The 16,921-nt window shown below is 63.9% G+C and carries 14 protein-coding genes; 11 read left to right on the top strand and 3 right to left on the bottom strand.

The features are described 5' to 3' along the window. Nucleotides 1-35: 35 nt before the first annotated feature. Together AT302_RS01000 and AT302_RS01005 are read left to right on the top strand one after the other, a co-directional pair. Nucleotides 36-1,127, top strand: a complete 1,092-nt coding sequence (locus AT302_RS01000; protein WP_058376805.1) for a type II secretion system F family protein — start codon at nt 36-38, stop codon at nt 1,125-1,127. A gap of 2 nt (nt 1,128-1,129) precedes the next feature. Continuing rightward, nucleotides 1,130-2,020, top strand: coding sequence for a prepilin peptidase (locus AT302_RS01005; RefSeq protein ID WP_058376806.1), 891 nt, complete (start codon nt 1,130-1,132; stop codon nt 2,018-2,020). Here AT302_RS01005 and AT302_RS01010 read toward each other — a convergent pair. Further along, nucleotides 1,991-3,670 (bottom strand): GMC family oxidoreductase, encoded by a 1,680-nt coding sequence (locus AT302_RS01010; protein WP_058376807.1) that lies wholly within the window; start codon nt 3,668-3,670, stop codon nt 1,991-1,993. The genes AT302_RS01005 and AT302_RS01010 overlap by 30 nt on opposite strands. A gap of 312 nt (nt 3,671-3,982) precedes the next feature. Between AT302_RS01010 and AT302_RS01015 the strand changes: the two genes are divergently transcribed. Next, nucleotides 3,983-5,647 (top strand): isovaleryl-CoA dehydrogenase, encoded by a 1,665-nt coding sequence (locus AT302_RS01015; protein ID WP_058376808.1) that lies wholly within the window; start codon nt 3,983-3,985, stop codon nt 5,645-5,647. A 199-nt stretch (nt 5,648-5,846) separates the two neighbouring features. Beyond that, nucleotides 5,847-7,235, top strand: coding sequence for a coniferyl aldehyde dehydrogenase (locus tag AT302_RS01020; protein WP_407668856.1), 1,389 nt, complete (start codon nt 5,847-5,849; stop codon nt 7,233-7,235). Nucleotides 7,236-7,478: 243 nt separating this feature from the next. Here AT302_RS01020 and metK read toward each other — a convergent pair whose 3' ends face one another. Next, nucleotides 7,479-8,657 carry a methionine adenosyltransferase gene (gene metK, locus AT302_RS01025; protein WP_058376809.1) on the bottom strand — a complete coding sequence of 393 codons (1,179 nt, stop codon included), beginning with the start codon at nt 8,655-8,657 and terminating at the stop codon, nt 7,479-7,481. A gap of 192 nt (nt 8,658-8,849) precedes the next feature. Here metK and AT302_RS01030 point away from each other — a divergent pair, with 192 nt between their 5' ends. From AT302_RS01030 to AT302_RS01050, 5 genes are all read left to right on the top strand, one after another. Beyond that, on the top strand, nt 8,850-9,746 hold the full coding sequence (locus tag AT302_RS01030; RefSeq protein WP_058376810.1) for a lipid A biosynthesis lauroyl acyltransferase: 897 nt from the start codon (nt 8,850-8,852) through the stop codon (nt 9,744-9,746). A 42-nt stretch (nt 9,747-9,788) separates the two neighbouring features. After that, a complete protein-coding gene (gene dapF, locus AT302_RS01035) occupies nt 9,789-10,640 on the top strand; it encodes a diaminopimelate epimerase (protein ID WP_058376811.1) in 852 nt (283 codons plus the stop codon). A 168-nt stretch (nt 10,641-10,808) separates the two neighbouring features. Continuing rightward, a complete protein-coding gene (locus AT302_RS01040; RefSeq protein ID WP_058376812.1) occupies nt 10,809-11,486 on the top strand; it encodes a DUF484 family protein in 678 nt (225 codons plus the stop codon). 171 nt (nt 11,487-11,657) lie between these two features. Next, nucleotides 11,658-12,545 carry a tyrosine recombinase XerC gene (gene xerC, locus AT302_RS01045; protein WP_084656500.1) on the top strand — a complete coding sequence of 296 codons (888 nt, stop codon included), beginning with the start codon at nt 11,658-11,660 and terminating at the stop codon, nt 12,543-12,545. 147 nt (nt 12,546-12,692) lie between these two features. After that, nucleotides 12,693-13,907 (top strand): class I SAM-dependent rRNA methyltransferase, encoded by a 1,215-nt coding sequence (locus AT302_RS01050; protein ID WP_058376813.1) that lies wholly within the window; start codon nt 12,693-12,695, stop codon nt 13,905-13,907. 44 nt (nt 13,908-13,951) lie between these two features. Here AT302_RS01050 and AT302_RS01055 read toward each other — a convergent pair whose 3' ends face one another. Next, nucleotides 13,952-14,827 carry a DMT family transporter gene (locus AT302_RS01055; protein WP_058376814.1) on the bottom strand — a complete coding sequence of 292 codons (876 nt, stop codon included), beginning with the start codon at nt 14,825-14,827 and terminating at the stop codon, nt 13,952-13,954. Between the two features lie 135 nt (nt 14,828-14,962). Between AT302_RS01055 and AT302_RS01060 the strand changes: the two genes are divergently transcribed. After that, entirely contained in the window at nt 14,963-15,457 is a 495-nt protein-coding gene (locus AT302_RS01060; RefSeq protein ID WP_058376815.1) for a Fur family transcriptional regulator, read from the top strand. A gap of 91 nt (nt 15,458-15,548) precedes the next feature. After that, on the top strand, nt 15,549-16,637 hold the full coding sequence (locus AT302_RS01065; protein WP_058376816.1) for a CobW family GTP-binding protein: 1,089 nt from the start codon (nt 15,549-15,551) through the stop codon (nt 16,635-16,637). Nucleotides 16,638-16,921 lie beyond the last annotated feature (284 nt).

Here is a 16,921-nt window from a genome sequence, read left to right on the forward strand (position 1 = left end):
ATCGCAACAATGTTCTGACGTTTCACCTCCACGCCATGCTCGACGCCGCCAATCGATTGCTCGCCAAACTCTCACCGCCCCGTGACGCCTATCCGGGGCTGGCCAAGGCGAAGCGCCAATTCCACAAGACCCGTGCGAAGTTCTACAGCGATTTTGCCGACGCGATCGAAGACGGTGCGAATCCGTTCGACCTGTTCTCACGCCGGTGTGCTCGCGCGAAGGAGCGCCGCAATGCGATGGCGCCGCTGTATGCCGTATGGCGCGACAGAGCCAGCTCGAAGAACTTGCGCAAGTCACTGGAGGGCACGATTCCGGAGGCCGATCTCGTGGTCATTGCCGCTGGGGAAAAGGGTGACTTGCCCGGCACGCTGCGCTTTCTCGCGCGCGTCGTGACGTTGCAGCAGCAGACGCGCAGCGCGATCTCCGGGGCGATCACGCTGCCGATTTTCATGTCGGTGCTGCTCGCAGCAATTCAACTCGGGGTGGCCTACGGGATGATGCCGATCATGACCGAGATCATGCCGCCAGAGAAGTTTCCGATGATCGGTGCGTGGTTGTACAACATGTCGGGGTTTGTCGCCAACTGGTGGCCGCTGATTTACGGTGTGCCGTTGGTGTTGCTGGTGGTCATGTCGTGGTCGCTCAGCCGCTGGACCGGCCCGCTGCGGCGCCGCTTCGATGACTTCGGGCCGTACGCTGTCTATCGTGACGTGCGCTCCGGCGAATTCCTCGTGGCACTCGCGGCGCTGACCAGCGCCAAGACCTCGGTCTTCGATGCCATCTCGTTGCTCCTCACCGGCGCGTCACCGTGGATGCGCTCGCATCTGTTGCGCATGCGCGCGTCGCTCAGAAGCGACAGAAGCATGATCAAGGCGATGGATACGGGGCTGTTCAACGAGGAGGTGTTCGATCGTCTCGTTGAATATTCCGGGCGGACCAACTTCGACGTCGGTATTCGCAAGATCGGCTTGATGACCATCGAGGAGACCGCCGAGCGAATCAAGGCACGTGCGGCGGCGGCGCGCTCGGTGCTGATGGCGTTGGTGGGGATAACGATCGTGGTGACTGTGGCCGGCATGCTGCAAATCGGTCGCGCAGCAGGCGAGCACGCGCAATCGATGATCTGAATATGGCGAACGTTCTGGACCTGCTGGCGCATGCGATAAAAGCGCTGCCGCGTGAGAGCTTCGCGGCGATGTTGGGCATTCTTGGCCTGTTCATCGGCAGCTTTCTCAACGTGGTGGTCTGGCGGCTGCCACGCATGCTTGAAGTGCAATGGGCACGCGAAGCTGCCCACTGGGCCGGACATATGCCCCCCGTCACACCGATTTTCAATCTGGCGTGGCCCCCCTCGCGTTGCCCACGTTGCGATAGCCGCATCCCCGTCTGGCACAACCTGCCCGTTGTGAGTTACCTGCTGCTGCGCGGCCGCTGTTCGCACTGCCATGTCGCCATCAGCTTGCGTTATCCGTTCGTTGAATTGAGTGCGGGCGTCATGTTCGCGGCCATCGGCTGGACGTTCGCGCCGTTGATGCTGTACGCGACGATGTTCGCGTGGTGCGGTTTTGGCGCGGCCTTGCTCGCGCTTTCGCTCATTGATGCGGAAACCCGCCTGTTGCCCGACGTGATCACGCTGCCCCTTCTATGGATCGGTCTGCTGCTGAGCGTGGCAGGCGTGACGGTGCCGGTGAGTGATGCGGTACTCGGTGCGGCGCTGGGCTACGTCGCAATGTGGCTCATTGCCGGTGGTCACTTTCTGCTGACCGGACATGAGGGGCTGGGTGGCGGCGACGTGAAGCTTGTCGCCGCCTGTGGTGCGTGGCTCGGATGGATCGGCGTGCCGCTCACGCTGGCGTTCGGCGCCGTGGCGGCAACGCTCGCGTTTGGTGTACTCGGCATACTGCGCGGCCGCACGATGTGCGGGCCGCTGCCGTTCGGCCCGTGGCTCGCCGCCGGGGCCGTAGCAAGTGCGCTTTGGGGCGAACGGTTTTTAGGCCTGTGGCTGTACGCGGGCAGCTAACGTTGCATGTCCGGCATTGGCCGCGCGGTCATGACTGACGTCCACGCCGCCGACGTGCCGCTGCGTTTGCCGCAGGATCATGTCCGCCGCCTTCTCCCCGATCATCATCGACGGCGCGTTGGTATTGCCGCCAATCAACGTCGGCATGACCGAGGCGTCGACAACGCGCAGTCCCTCAACGCCCCGCACTCGGAGTTCGGTATCGACCACCGACGCCGCATCGTTGCCCATGCGGCAGGTGCCGACCGGGTGATAGATGGTGTCGGCGCGCTCGCGAATCAGTGACGTGAGTGCTTCGTCCGATTCCACGCCGCGACTGTGCAGTTCCCTTCCGCCAAAGCGTGCGAGTGATGGTGCCGCGAGAATCCGGCGTATCACGCGGGCGCCGCGCAGCAGCGTATCGACGTCTTCCTGTGCTTGCAGGAAAGCCGGGTCGATCAGCGGCGCATCACGCATATCACCCGTGGCGAGTGTGACGCGGCCGCGGCTCTTCGGGCGCAACACGCAGGCATGCAACGACAGGCCGCGCCGCAGATGCAGACGCCGGTTGTGGTTGTCGCAAATCCCCACGAGAAAGTGCATTTGCAGATCGGGGCGAACGAGGCCCGGATCGCTCTTGAGGAAGCCGCCTGCTTCGGCAACGTTGCTCGCGAGCAGGCCGCGCTTATCTCGCAGATACGCCACGCCCTGCATCAGCAAGTGCCACAGACCCGGCGGGGTGTAGCCGACCAGATCGCTGTGCGCGACGTATTTGTTGATGATGAAATCGATGTGGTCTTGCAGATTCTCGCCGACGTTCGGCGAATCGACGCGTACCGCGATGCCATGCTCACGCAATTGTTCTGCCGGGCCGATGCCCGAGCCCATCAGCAACTGCGGCGAGTTGAAAGCGCCGGCGCTGAGAATCACTTCCGCACGCGCTTTGAGCGTCTCCAGCGCACCGCGACGTTGCAGCGTGACGCCCGTCGCGCGCATGCCGTCGAAGGTGATGCGCTGGACCAGTGCATCGGTGATCACATGGAGATTCGCGCGAGTTTTACCATGCAGATACGCGCGCGCGGCATTCCATCGCTCGCCGTCCTTCTGCGTGACCTGATAGATCCCCGCGCCTTCGTATTGCGCACCGTTGAAGTCGCTGGAAACGGGGAAACCCGCTTCGCGTGCCGCATCGACATAGTGCTGCGAGAACGGGTTGACGGTGCGCAAATTCGCTACGTTGAGCGGGCCGCCGCTGCCGTGCCAGTCATCGGCACCGCGTTCGTTGTTTTCATTGCGCCGGAAGTAGGGCAGCACGTCGTTCCAGCCCCAGCCCGTGCAACCGGCTTGCGCCCAGTCGTTGTAGTCGTCGGGGTGTCCGCGCGTGTAGATCATGGCGTTGATCGAACTCGATCCGCCCAGACCCCGGCCGCGTGGCTGATAGCCCTGACGCCCGCCAAGACCCGCTTGCGGTGTGGTGCGAAACCCGTAGTTGCGCCGCGACCGGAATGGCACCAGCGCCGCGAGCCCTAGCGGCAGCCTGACCAGAAAGCTGTTGTCGGGCGGGCCCGCTTCGATGAGGGCGATCGTGCGCCCGGGCAAGCCGTCGGCCAATCGTGCGGCGAGCGCACAGCCCGCCGAGCCGCCACCGACAATGACGTAGTCATAGTCCATGCTGTCATCCTCCCTTGGATGGGCACTGCATTGCCTGCTTTGTATTTATCTTTCTTGTGCACTGCTATTCGCCGCACCGCTTGCGTCAGATTGCGGTGACCTGAAGCGGCGGCACTCATTGTAGGCAGACATTTCTCCGATTCGCGCGCGATGTGAAGCATTCCTCTAATTTGTGCGGACGGCAGAGTTCAACCGCTATGATGAAATGATCAACTTGGTGTGACCGTCCGATTGAGCGCAATAGCGTCCATCGACGGGCATCAACGACCCGCACGGCACGCACACGGCTGGCATACCCGGAGGGAGACACGGATGGCTGAGGCTTGGCAAACCCACGACGTCACCAATCAGGTGCCGCCGCTCGTCGATTACAACCTGTACGCCACCGATGCCGCTTTGCAGGGCGCCGTGACGACGTTCAATGCCGGCTGGCATGCGAAGGAACTGCATCGTCAGGGCGCACGATTGGGCGAGGCGGAAGTGCAGCAATGGGCCGAGACGGCGAATCGCCATGAGCCCGAGTTGCAGAACTTCGATGCCCGCGGCAATCGCATCGATCACGTGGAATTTCACCCGGCTTGGCACGCGCTGATGGGGCTTTTGCGCGGTGCACAATTGCAATCGCTGCCGTGGGCGCATCCGCAGGCGGGCGCGATGGCGGCGCGCACAGCGTCGTATTTTCTGCATGCGCAGAATGAAGCGGGGTCGCTGTGTCCGACCACGATGACGTTTGCCAGCATTCCGGTGCTGTCGAAGGTGCCGTCGCTGTTTCCCACGATCAAGGACAAACTGTTCGCGCCGCAGCACGACCCCCGTGATTTGCCGCTCGCGCAGAAGCACACGATGCTCGTCGGCATGGGCATGACCGAGAAACAGGGCGGGTCGGATGTTCGCACGAACACGACGGTCGCCCGCGCGCTGGGTGGTGATACGTATTCACTGGTCGGTCACAAGTGGTTCTTCTCCGCGCCACAATGCGATGCGCATCTGGTGCTCGCCCGCGCTGACGACAGCGACGCGCTGTCGTGTTTCTTCGTCCCTCGCTACACACCCGACGGTCACAAGAATGCCGTGCAGATACAGCGCTTGAAAGACAAACTCGGCAACCGCTCGAACGCGAGCAGCGAGGTCGAATTTCAGGGCGCTTACGGCACGCTCGTGGGCGCGCAGGGACGCGGTATTCCCACGATCATCGAGATGGCGACGTACACGCGCCTCGACTGCGTGATCGGCAGCGCCGCGATGATGCGCACGGGTGTCGTGCAGGCGATTCATCACGCAAGGCATCGCACCGCGTTCGGCGCCAAGCTGGTCGATCAGGATCTGATGACGACCGTGCTTGCCGATCTCGCGCTGGAGTCGGAAGCGGCGACGTGGCTCGCCATGCGGCTGGCGCAGTCGTTCGATGCGGCCGAGTCGGATGACGACGCGCCGCTTGAACGCGCGTGGCGACGCATCGTGTTGCCCGCCGCGAAGTTCTGGGTGTGCAAGCGCGCGCTCGAACTCGCGGGCGAATGCATGGAAGTCTGGGGCGGTAACGGCTATGTAGAAACCGGGCCGCTCGCGCGCTTGTATCGTGAGGCGCCGGTCAATTCCATCTGGGAAGGTTCAGGCAACGTGATGTGCCTCGATGTGCTGCGTGCCATCGGGCGTGAGCCTGAGGTGGCGCAGGCATGGTTCGACTGGCTGGGCCAACGCGTGGGCGCACACGCGCCGTTGCGTGCGGCGTTGGCGCAGTTGCACGGCTGGCTCGCTGCCGACCCGGCAACGCACGCTGTGCGCGCGCGTGCGATTGCGCAACAGATCGTGCTGCTCGCACAGGCCGCGTTGTTGCTTGAACATGCCCCTGCCGAGTTGGCGCATGGCTTCGTCGAGAGCCGCGTGACGAATCATGGCGGCCGCGTCTACGGCGTGATGCCCGATTCGCTGGCCGTCGGTGTGCAACGCGAATGGCTGGATCGTGCGTTCGCGGGCTGAACCTCAATATCCGCAATATCAGCAATATCCGCAGCACTCGCAATATTCGCAGGACGTGCAGTACCAAATGACAATAATGACAACGGCGGCCACCGGCGGCCACAGGGAGGACGGGATGGGACACAACCACGAGTTCGGCGGCCTGCACGACGCACCGCCCGCGTTGCACGCGGCATCCGACGACGATATCGCACGCGCCATGCTGTTGCCACGTTTCGACGCGATGCGCCGTGCACACGACGCCGCGCCGCAAGTCGGCTGGCCGGCACGCAAGGCGCATCTCAAGGCCGTGCAAGCGATGCTGCACCAGTATCGCGAGGCGTTTGCCAAAGCCATCGACGAAGACTTCGGCGGCCGGTCGGCGGAAGAGACCGACATGCTGGAATTGTTCCCATCGCACGGCAACCTCAAGCATGCGCTGGCCAACACGCGCCGGTGGATGCGCGGCACGCACGGCTGGGCCAACCTCTGGCTGTTGCCTGCTCGCACGGCCATCGTGCCGCAGCCACTCGGCGTTGTCGGCGTGATCGTGCCGTGGAACTACCCGCTGTTTCTTGCGGTTGGACCGCTCACCGATGCATTGGCGGCAGGAAACCGCGTGATGCTCAAGGTCTCGGAAGTGACGCCGCGTTTTGCGGAAGTCTTCGCGAAAGCCGTCGCCGAATTTTTCCCTGCCGAGTGGGTGACCGTTGTCACCGGCGACGCGCAGGTGGCCCGCGCGTTTTCGACGCTGCCGTTCGATCACCTGCTGTTCACGGGAGCGACGTCGATCGGGCATCACGTCATGCGCGCGGCGAGTGAACACCTCACGCCCGTCACGCTCGAACTGGGCGGCAAGTCACCAGCGATCATCGGGCCGGGGGCACGCTGGGAGCATGCGGTCGAGCGCATCATGCTCGGCAAACTGGTCAACGCTGGGCAGACCTGCGTCGCACCGGACTATGTGCTGGTGCCGCGCGAAAAACTCGATGCATTCGTTGCGACGGCGCGTCAGGTGGCGGCTCGCTTGTATCCCGATGCAGTGAACAATCCGCAATACACGAGCATCGTCTCGCCGCGCCATTTCGAACGATTGACGGGGCTTGCGGGGGAAGCCGCGGCGCAGGGGGCGACGTCGCATGCGCTGTTCGATGCGCCTGCGCAAGCCGAGCGCCGACGCTTGCCGCCGGTCGTTATCACGGGGGTGCACGACGGCATGCGTGTCATGCGCGAGGAGATTTTCGGGCCGCTGTTACCCGTAGTGCCGTATGACGACCTCGACGCGGCCATCGCCTATGTGAACGATCGTCCGCGCCCGCTGGCGCTGTACGTGTTCGATACCGATGACACGCGTATCGACCGGGTGGTGGACGGCACGATTTCAGGCGGTGTGACGATCAACGACACTCTGCTGCATGTGGCCGAGCATGGGCTGCCATTCGGTGGCGTGGGATCATCCGGCATGGGCGGCTATCACGGTGAAGCCGGATTCCGCACGTTCTCGAAGGAGAAGCCGATTTTCCGGCAGGCGCGATTCAATGGCGCCGGTCTGCTCAACCCGCCGTATGGCAAGCGATTTGCCATGATGATCAAGCAGTTGCTGCGCTGAGTCGGCGCACCGGAATTTGAAAGCCTCGCAGGCAAAGAAAAACCCCGCCGGGAAGACCCGAGCGGGGTTTTTCTTTACGTCATTACGTCATTACGTCATTACGTCATTACGTCATTACGTCATTACGTCATTACGTCATTACGTCATTACGTCATTACGTCATTACGTCATTACGTCATTACGTCTTCACGTCGTTCCGTCTGCCGCCAGCGTGCGCCAGCGGAGACATGCAGCGTGTGACGCTTACGCGACGGCGCGCAGGCCGGCGTCGGCCAGCAGGGCGTCGGCGCGGTCCGTGGCTTCCCACGTGAATTCCGGCTCTTCACGGCCGAAGTGACCGTAGGCAGCCGTCTTCTCGTAGATCGGACGCAGCAGGTCGAGCATCTGGATGATGCCCTTCGGACGCAGGTCGAAATGCTTTTCGACCAGCTCGGCGATGCGTTGATCGCTGATCTTGCCCGTGCCGAACGTGTTGACCATGACCGACGTCGGGCGCGCCACGCCAATGGCGTACGACACCTGAATCACGCACTTCGAGGCCAGACCGGCTGCCACGATGTTCTTCGCGACATAACGGCCGGCGTAAGCGGCGGAGCGGTCGACCTTCGACGGATCCTTACCCGAGAACGCGCCACCACCGTGCGGTGCGGCACCGCCGTACGTGTCGACGATGATCTTGCGGCCCGTCAGGCCGGCATCGCCTTGCGGACCGCCGATCACGAAACGACCGGTCGGGTTCACGAGGAACTTGATGTCGCCCTTGATCAGCTCGGCGGGAAGCACCGGCTTGATGATTTCTTCGATGACGGCTTCGCGCAGCGCTTCCAGACCGATGTCCGGCGAGTGCTGCGTCGACAGCACGACCGTGTCGATGCTGTGCGGACGGCCGTTTTCGTACTTGATGGTGACTTGGGACTTGGCGTCCGGACGCAGCCAGTTCAGGCGGCCGTCGCGGCGCACTTGCGACTGGCGCTCGACCAGACGGTGCGACAGGTAGATCGGCAGCGGCATGAGTTCCGGCGTCTCGTCGCAGGCGTAGCCGAACATCAGGCCCTGGTCGCCGGCACCTTGATCGAGGTTGTCGTCATGGGCGCGGTCCACGCCTTGGGCGATGTCGGGCGACTGGCGGTCGTAGGCGACCAGCACGGCGCAGCCCTTGTAGTCGATACCGAAGTCGGTGTTGTCGTAGCCGATGCGGCGAATGGTTTCGCGCGCAACTTGCTGATAGTCCACCGTGGCGGTCGTGGTGATTTCACCCGCGAGCACGACGAGACCGGTGTTGCAAAGCGTTTCGGCGGCGACGCGCGCGTATTTGTCCTGGGTCAGGATCGCGTCAAGGACAGCATCCGAGATTTGGTCAGCGACCTTGTCCGGGTGACCTTCGGATACCGATTCGGAAGTAAAAAGATAATCGTGCGCCACTTCTGGCTCCTCTGTAACGAATGATTGGCGACTCACGTAGCCGTCATCGGAGAAGAAGCGGCGACGCTTTAGCGGATAAGTTAATCGGATGGGCTGCCTCGATAGGGTGGCTCATCCGAATCGCCCCGCAAGTTGTCAGTTAACTCGGCGATGTCGCTTATTATACGCCCCTGTAGAAAATCTGCTGGCGACATGGCAACCACTCCCAAGAAATCCATCGGGTACTACGTGAGCGTAGGCCTGCTGCGGGGGCTCAACCTGCTCCCCTATAGCTGGGTCGCGCGTTTCGGCGCGGGCCTCGGACAACTTTTGTACCTCATTCCCAGCTCGCGAAAGCGCGTGGTGCACACCAATTTGCGCCTGTGTTTCCCGCACTGGGACGACGCCACCCGCGAGCGCGTGGCGCGGGCGTCGTTCGTGCACGCCATTCGCAGCTACGCCGAGCGTAGCGTGCAGTGGTTTGCCGACGGCAAGAAGCTGGAAAAGCTGATCGAGCTCGATTCGGCCGTGGATCTGCGCGATCCGAACATGCCGCCGACCATCCTGCTCGGGTTCCACTTCGTGGGGATCGAAGCCGGCTCAGTTTTCATCAATTACTCGCTGCACCGGCCCTGCGCGTCGCTCTACACGCCGATGTCGAACCCGGCGTTCGATGCCATGGCCCGGGAGCAGCGCGGCCGGTTCGACGCCGAAATGATCCCGCGCGGCGACAGCGCCCGCGACGTGCTGCGCATGTTTCGCAAGAAGAAACCGGTCATGCTGGCCGCCGATATGGACTACGGCGCGCGCAATTCCACGTTCGTGCCGTTCTTCGGCGTCGAGGCCTGCACGCTGACTTCGGTGTCGCGTCTGGCGGAAGTGGGCCGAGCGCAAATCCTGCCGTTCATTGGCGAAGTGCTGCCGAACTACAAGGGCTACCGGCTCAAGGTCTTCCCGGTGTGGGAAAACTACCCCAGTGGCGATCCCGACGCCGACGCCCGCCGCATGAACGCGTTTCTGGAAGAACAGATTCTGAAAATGCCGGAGCAGTACTACTGGGTGCACAAGCGTTTCAAGACCCGCCCGGAAGGCCAGCCGGGCGTGTATTGACCGGCACCGGATGCGCGTCGACTTCTCCTCTACAATAGCGGCATGAAGCTCAAATTCACCAAGATGCAAGGTGCCGGTAACGACTTCGTCGTGATCGACGGCATCTCGCAGACCATCGATTTCACGCCCGAACAGTGGCGTGCGCTCGCCGACCGCCATTTTGGCGTCGGCGCGGACCAGCTTTTGCTCGTAGAACGCTCGGCATTGCCGGACGTGGACTTCCGTTACCGCATCTTCAACGCCGATGGCGGCGAGGTCGAGCATTGCGGCAACGGCGCGCGCTGCTTCGTGAAGTTCGTGCGCGATACGGGGCTGACCGACAAGCGCTCGGTACGCGTCGAAGTGCAGCAGGGCGTGATTACGCTCACCGCGCGCGAAGACGGGCAGGTCAGCGTGGATATGGGCGCACCGATTCTGACGCCATCGGATGTGCCGTTCGACGCGAGCGGGCTGGAAGGCCGCCGCGAGGGCAACGACACGCTCTGGCCGCTGGATGTGGCCGGCAAGACCACGTGGATTTCGGTCGTGTCGATGGGCAACCCGCATGCCGTGCAGGTGGTCGATAACGTCGACACGGCGCCGGTCGAGACCGACGGCCCGCTGGTCGAGCGCCACGCGCGCTTCCCGCGCCGCGTGAACGCCGGTTTTCTGCAAGTGGTCGACAAGCATCAGGCACGCCTGCGCGTATTTGAGCGCGGCGCGGGCGAGACACTCGCCTGCGGCACGGGCGCCTGTGCTGCGGCGGTGGCGGGCATTCGCCGGGGCTTGCTCGCCTCGCCGGTCGCCATCGAGACGCATGGCGGCACCCTCACCATCGAGTGGGATGGCGCCGCCGGCCCGGTCATCATGACGGGGCCCGCCGCAACGGTCTTCGAGGGCACCATCGAGATCTGATACCGTGTTGCCCGCAAGGCGCCCTGTGGCATCGGCCATGGTGGGAATGGGCGCCCGCAAGACCGATTTGGTTTCTGAAGCTTCTGATTTCGCGACCCTGACGGCCGCCGGGTCTCCTTGTGCAAGCAGGGTGCGGTGCGGTTTTCGATGAACAGCAGACGGACACTCATGAACGACCGAGATATTGCGGAATACCTGATCGCGCATCCCGACTTCTTCGAACGCCACGCCGAATTGCTGGCGGGCGTGCGCCTGACGAGCCCCCACGGACAGCGGGCGGTGTCGCTGCAGGAGCGTCAGATCGAGATGCAGCGCGAGAAGACCAAGCAGATCGAGCGACGCCTCGCCGAACTGATGCGTTACGGCCACGAAAACGACGATATCTCGGCCAAGCTGCACCGCTGGACCCTCGGCCTGCTCGGCGAGCGCGATCCGCATGCGCTGCCCGATGCCATTGCCCGAGGGCTGCGCGACGTCTTCAATGTGCCGTTCGCCGCCGTACGCGTGTGGAATGTCTGCGCACCGTATCAACCGGCCGAATTTGCCCGCAGCGTCAGCGAAGAAGTGAAGATTTTCGCGTCGAGTCTGGCGACGCCGTATTGCGGCGCGAACACCGGTTTCGAAGCGGTCACGTGGCTCGGCGCACCGGCCGATCCGGCCTCGGTCGCGCTGCTCGCCTTGCGCGACCCGCTCGCGCAGCAAGGTGCCGACGCCCCGGTGTTCGGCCTGCTGGTGATGGGCTCGGACGACGCCCGCCGTTTCCACGAAGGCATGGCGACCGATTTCCTGTCGCAGATCGGCGAACTCGCGGGCGCGGCGCTGAGCAAGCTGCGCGCGGACGACTGAGTCGCCCCGGGCGCTACCGTGGCCAAGCCAGACGCCAAGCCGAAAGCCAAGGCAACGCCCAAGCCGCGCGGCACCGCCGCCGCCGGTGCCACCGGTGAGGCGCCGGAATCCTCCGAGATCGCTGATATCCCCGAAGCCCCCCTTCAGCCGGGCATTCAGGCCTATCTCACCATGCTGGCGAGCGAGCGCAAGCTCGCCGCGCTGACCCTCGAGAACTACACCCGCGACCTGCGTCAGTTGCAGACGATGGCGAAAAGCCGTCCGCTCGACGCGCTGGCGCACGGCGACATCCGCAAGTTCGTGATGCAGATGCACAGTCAGGGGCTCGTTGGCCGCTCGATTGCCCGCAAGCTCTCGGCATGGCGCGGCTACTACGCTTGGCTGGCCCAGCGTTCGGCGCTCGCGGCGAATCCGGTCGACGGGGTGCGCGCGCCGAAGCAACCCAAGCCGCTGCCCAAGGCGCTGTCGCCCGATCAGGCGTCGGCGCTGGTCGAACACTCGACCGGCACCTCGGCCGAAGCGCTGCGCAACCGGGCAATGTTCGAGTTGCTGTACTCATCGGGGTTGCGGCTGTCTGAGCTGACCGGGCTCGATCATCGTTACGTCGAAGCCGATGGCTATCGCTCCGCAAGCTGGCTGGATCTGGCCGAACGCGAGGTGATCGTCACCGGTAAAGGCAACAAGCGGCGCCGCGTGCCGGTGGGCGAGAAAGCGGTGCAAGCACTGACTGACTGGTTGAATGTCCGCGCCGGGCTGACGGCTGCCGAGCCGCACGCCCTGTTTCTGTCCGCACGAGGCAAGCGGATCGGCGCGCGGGCCGTGCAGCAGGGGCTGTCGCGCCACGCGCTGGCGGCGGGGCTGCCCACGCATGTCCATCCGCACATGCTGCGGCATTCGTTTGCGACCCACGTGCTGCAATCGTCGGGTGACCTCCGGGCCGTGCAGGAAATGCTCGGCCACAGCAACATCTCGACCACGCAGATCTACACGAAGCTCGACTTCCAGCATCTGGCCAAGGTCTACGATCAGGCGCACCCGCGCGCGCGCAAGAAGACCTGACTCCGCCGTGGCGCTACCCCGACTCGGTGTAGAATCGCGTCCTTCCCCAGCAAGTCCCGCCCGTGTGCCGACGCCCCGTCGTGGCGACGCCGCACGCCGTGCCGCAAGACTTGCCGCTCTCCGAATGCAACCGTTGGCCTGCTCCACATGAACACCTTGATCCTCAAGCCCGGCAAAGAAAAATCCTTGCTGCGCCGCCATCCCTGGATTTACGCCACCGCCGTGGCGAATGTGGAAGGCAAACCGGCCTCCGGCGCGACGGTCGTGGTGCGTGCCGCCGACGGCCGTTTTCTGGCGCGCGCCGCGTTCAGCCCGGTGTCGGCCATTCGCGCCCGTGTCTGGACCTTCGACGAGAACGAGCCGGTCGATCACGCTTTCTTCAAACGTCGCGTCGCAGCAGCGCTGGCCTATCGCGAGCAGATGGTGCACGACACCGGCGCGACCCGCCTGATCTTCGGCGAGGCCGACGGCCTGCCGGGTCTGATCGTCGACCGTTACCAGTCGGCACCGGGCCAACCCGCGAGCGACCAACTGGTGTGCCAGTACATGGCCGCCGGCGTGGAAGTGTGGAAAGACGCCATTACCAAGGCGCTTGTGGCCGCAACGGGCTGCCCGAACGTCTATGAACGCTCCGACGCTGCCGTGCGCGAGCGCGAAGGGCTGCCGAGCATTACCGGCGTACTCGCCGGGGCCGAGCCGCCCGAAGCACCCGAGTCGCTGACCACGCACGAGTGCGGCGTGAAGTACTACGTCGATGTGCGCCACGGCCACAAGACGGGCTTCTACGTCGATCAGCGCGACAACCGCCTGCTGGTCAAGCAACAGGCCAAGGGCCGCGACGTGCTGAACTGCTTCTGCTACACGGGCGGTTTCTCGCTCGCGGCATTGGCGGGTGGCGCGCAGAGTGTGCTGTCGATCGATTCGTCGGGCGAGGCGCTGGCGATCGGCGCGCGCAACGTCGAACTCAACGGTTTCGACGCCTCGCGTACCGAATGGCGCGACGCCGATGTGTTCAAGACGCTGCGGGCCTTGCGTGAAGAGGGACGCACCTTCGACATGATCGTGCTCGACCCGCCGAAGTTCGCCCCGTCGGCGCACCACGTCGATCGTGCCGCGCGTGCGTACAAGGACATCAATCTGGCGGGCTTCAAACTGCTGCGTCCGGGCGGTCAGTTGTTGACGTATTCGTGCTCGGGGGCCATCGACGCTGACCTTTTCCAGAAGATCGTGGCCGGTGCTGCGGTTGACGCGGGGGTCGATGCGCGTATCCTGCGCCGCCTGTCGGCGGGCATGGATCACCCGATGCTCACGCAATTCCCCGAAGGCGAGTACCTCAAGGGTCTCTGGCTTCAGCGCATCTGAGGTGTCCGGGGGCTCAGGCCCCCAAACGGATAACGGATAGCCGATCAGCCCAACGTCAGCGCGACGACCCCCAGCGCGATCAGTACGGCGCCGCCGACCCGGCGGCGCATCTCGCCTTCGCCCAGCAGCCGTACCCCGAGCAGGGCCGCCACCATCATCGACATCTCCCGCGCCGGGGCCACGTGCGAGACAGGCGCGTATTGAAGCGCCGTCAGGATCAGGAAGTAGGACATCGGCGAGATCAGCGCAATCAGCACGATCTTGCGCCAGTTGGCGCGCCAGAGTAGCGACACTCTGGCTGGCCGCGAAAGCGCCACCGGGGCGGACAGCACCACGCGCACCACGTTCTCGAGGTAGTAGTAGACGAGCGGTACGAGCATCAGCGTCTTGACGGCGTAAGCATCGGCCAACGTATACGCTGCGATGAATGCGCCGGTGAGCACGCCCCAGCCGGCCCCGGCATGCATGGTGCCGCGCCGGAACAGCCGCTCGCCGCCGGCAATGATCAGCACGCCGCCGACCACCAGCCCGATGCCGACGAGCGCCAGCCAGCCCGGGCGCTCGCCCAGCAGCACGATTGCGCCCAGCGACGAGAGCAACGGCCCGGTGCCGCGCGCGAGCGGATAGACGACCGAGAGATCGCCGACCCGGTAGCCGCGTTGCAGCACCAGCGTGTAGCCATAGTGGAGCAGGGCGCTTAAGGCGATGACGGCCCAGCCGCGCCAGTCCGGCCAGTCTGCGTGTGAACCGATGAGAAAGAACAGCGCGAGCGGCGTGTAGAGAACGACCGTCAGCAGCGCGTAGAGAAAGACCAGTTGGGGACCGCCACCCTCCGTGGTGTCGATGCGTTTGGCCAGAAAATTCCACGTGGCGTGCAGAAAAGCGGCGGTAACAACGAAGGCAAGGGCGGTCGGCGACATGGCGGGAGGCGTTTTTTGTGACAATTGTATGACGCATCGCCTGTCCGCTTTCAGCCAATTTGGGTGGACATCCCGTGAAATGCCCACTTTTGCAACTCGGTTGCAGCGTTCACGGCGCTGTGCTTAAATCGATTCATGAGCCTTACTCAACTACAACCGTATCTGGAAGCCGCCCGCGCGAGCTTGCAGGAGCAATCGGGGCGCGTGACTTCGGGACGTGTCCGTGTACTGGCCCTGCTGCTCAAGGCAGGCCGCCCGCTCACCCATCAGGAAGTGCTGGCCGATCTGGCGACCGACACCGATCCGCTCGACCGCGTGACCGCCTATCGCGTGCTCGACTGGCTGGTCGCACAGGGCTGGGCGATCAAGCAGGCCGGCGACGACCGCATCTTCCGGTTCGTCATGGCCGAGCACGTCGACCCGCAGCGGGCCGCGTCGCCGCGCCCGCATACGCAACACGGTCATTTCCGCTGTGTACGCTGCCACCGCACGTTCTGCCTTGACGATTGGCCTCAGCATCCCCAATTAAGTGAGCGCGAACTCAAGCGCCTGCCCAAGGGATTCGTGGGCGAACAGGTCGAGCTGATGATTCACGGCACTTGCGCCCAGTGCGCGGGCGCCCCCAACTGACGCGTGCCAAGCCGCTTTTTGCCAGCTCGGGTACATTGAGCGGCATTCCAGCGGCCTGCGGCACACCGCTTCACTACAGGACATTGCATTCATGACCCCCGTCACTATCCTGACCGGCTTTCTCGGCAGCGGGAAAACCACGCTGCTCAAGCGCATCCTGACCGAGGCGCACGGCATGAAGATCGCCGTGATCGAGAACGAGTTCGGCGAAGAGAACATCGACAACGACATCCTCGTGCAGGAAAACGCCGAGCAGATCGTGCAGATGAGCAACGGCTGCATCTGCTGCACGATTCGCGGCGATCTGGTGCAGGCGCTGTCCGACCTGAACAGCCAGCGCGATGCCGGCACGATCCAGTTCGACCGCGTGGTCATCGAGACCACCGGTCTGGCCAACCCGGGCCCGGTGGCGCAGACCTTCTTCATCGACGATGAAGTGGCCGACACTTACCGCCTGGACGCCATCATTACGCTGGTGGACGCCAAGCACGCCCAGAAGCAACTCGACGAGCATGAAGTGGTGCAGCGTCAGGTCGGCTTTGCCGACCGTCTGTTCATCACGAAGGCCGATCTGGTGACGCCCGAAGCCGTCGACGACCTGAAGCATCGCCTTGCGCACATGAACCCGCGCGCGCCGCAGCAGGTGGTCGATTTCGGTAAGGCCGATCTGAAAGAGATCTTCGACATTCACGGTTTCAACCTGAACGACAAGCTCGACATCGATCCGGAGTTCCTCGCCGCCGACGATCACGCGCACGACCATGATCATGGGCATGACCACGGCCATGACCATGGCGACCATTCGCATTGTGACCACGATCATGGCCACTGTGATCACGAAGGTCACGATCATGGCCACCACCATCATCACGCCCATCACGACGACGCAATCAAGTCGTTCGTGTTCCGCAGTGAAAAGCAGTTTGATCCGGCCAAGCTGGAGGATTTCCTGGGAAGCATCCTTCAGGTGTACGGCGAACGCTTATTGCGTTATAAAGGCGTATTAAACATGCGCGGCATCGACCGCCGGGTCGTGTTCCAGGGCGTGCACCAGATGATGGGCAGCGACGTGGGCACGAAATGGCAACCGGGCGAGACACCGAATACCAAGATGGTGTTCATCGGTGCCGAGCTGCCGAAAGACATCATCCTGCAAGGGCTGGAGCGCTGTCTGGTCTGAGCGGGACCGCCGTTTCGGGCAACGGGAAACCCCTTAAACGGGGCTGTTGACTGATTCGGTTACAATAGCTGCCCACTGGGTTGCCGCCAGCGAATTCACGCGGCATACCGGGGGGAAGGCAGGGGAGCACCGCAATGGCCACCGCCTCTCGCAAGACAGCCACCGCACGCCCCACGCGCCGGGCAGAACCGGCGCCGGATGCGGGCGCCAAGCGTGCTCCAGCAGGCAAGCCGAAGACGGGTGAGAAAGCCGCCGCCAAGAAGGGGCCGCCCAAATCACCCGGC

Source organism: Pandoraea norimbergensis, from assembly GCF_001465545.3.
GTDB classification, from domain to species: Bacteria; Pseudomonadota; Gammaproteobacteria; order Burkholderiales; family Burkholderiaceae; genus Pandoraea; species Pandoraea norimbergensis.

What these genes read in the sequence shown, in the direction of transcription:
- AT302_RS01040 (WP_058376812.1), top strand. Translation starts at nt 10,809, where the DNA reads ATGAACGACCGAGATATTGCGGAATACCTGATCGCGCATCCCGACTTC.
- AT302_RS01065 (WP_058376816.1), top strand. Translation starts at nt 15,549, where the DNA reads ATGACCCCCGTCACTATCCTGACCGGCTTTCTCGGCAGCGGGAAAACC.
- xerC (WP_084656500.1), top strand. Translation starts at nt 11,658, where the DNA reads ATGCTGGCGAGCGAGCGCAAGCTCGCCGCGCTGACCCTCGAGAACTAC.
- AT302_RS01055 (WP_058376814.1), bottom strand. Translation starts at nt 14,827, where the DNA reads ATGTCGCCGACCGCCCTTGCCTTCGTTGTTACCGCCGCTTTTCTGCAC.
- AT302_RS01000 (WP_058376805.1), top strand. Translation starts at nt 36, where the DNA reads ATGCTCGACGCCGCCAATCGATTGCTCGCCAAACTCTCACCGCCCCGT.
- AT302_RS01010 (WP_058376807.1), bottom strand. Translation starts at nt 3,670, where the DNA reads ATGGACTATGACTACGTCATTGTCGGTGGCGGCTCGGCGGGCTGTGCG.
- AT302_RS01060 (WP_058376815.1), top strand. Translation starts at nt 14,963, where the DNA reads ATGAGCCTTACTCAACTACAACCGTATCTGGAAGCCGCCCGCGCGAGC.
- AT302_RS01015 (WP_058376808.1), top strand. Translation starts at nt 3,983, where the DNA reads ATGGCTGAGGCTTGGCAAACCCACGACGTCACCAATCAGGTGCCGCCG.
- dapF (WP_058376811.1), top strand. Translation starts at nt 9,789, where the DNA reads ATGAAGCTCAAATTCACCAAGATGCAAGGTGCCGGTAACGACTTCGTC.
- AT302_RS01030 (WP_058376810.1), top strand. Translation starts at nt 8,850, where the DNA reads ATGGCAACCACTCCCAAGAAATCCATCGGGTACTACGTGAGCGTAGGC.
- AT302_RS01005 (WP_058376806.1), top strand. Translation starts at nt 1,130, where the DNA reads ATGGCGAACGTTCTGGACCTGCTGGCGCATGCGATAAAAGCGCTGCCG.
- AT302_RS01020 (WP_407668856.1), top strand. Translation starts at nt 5,847, where the DNA reads ATGCTGTTGCCACGTTTCGACGCGATGCGCCGTGCACACGACGCCGCG.
- AT302_RS01050 (WP_058376813.1), top strand. Translation starts at nt 12,693, where the DNA reads ATGAACACCTTGATCCTCAAGCCCGGCAAAGAAAAATCCTTGCTGCGC.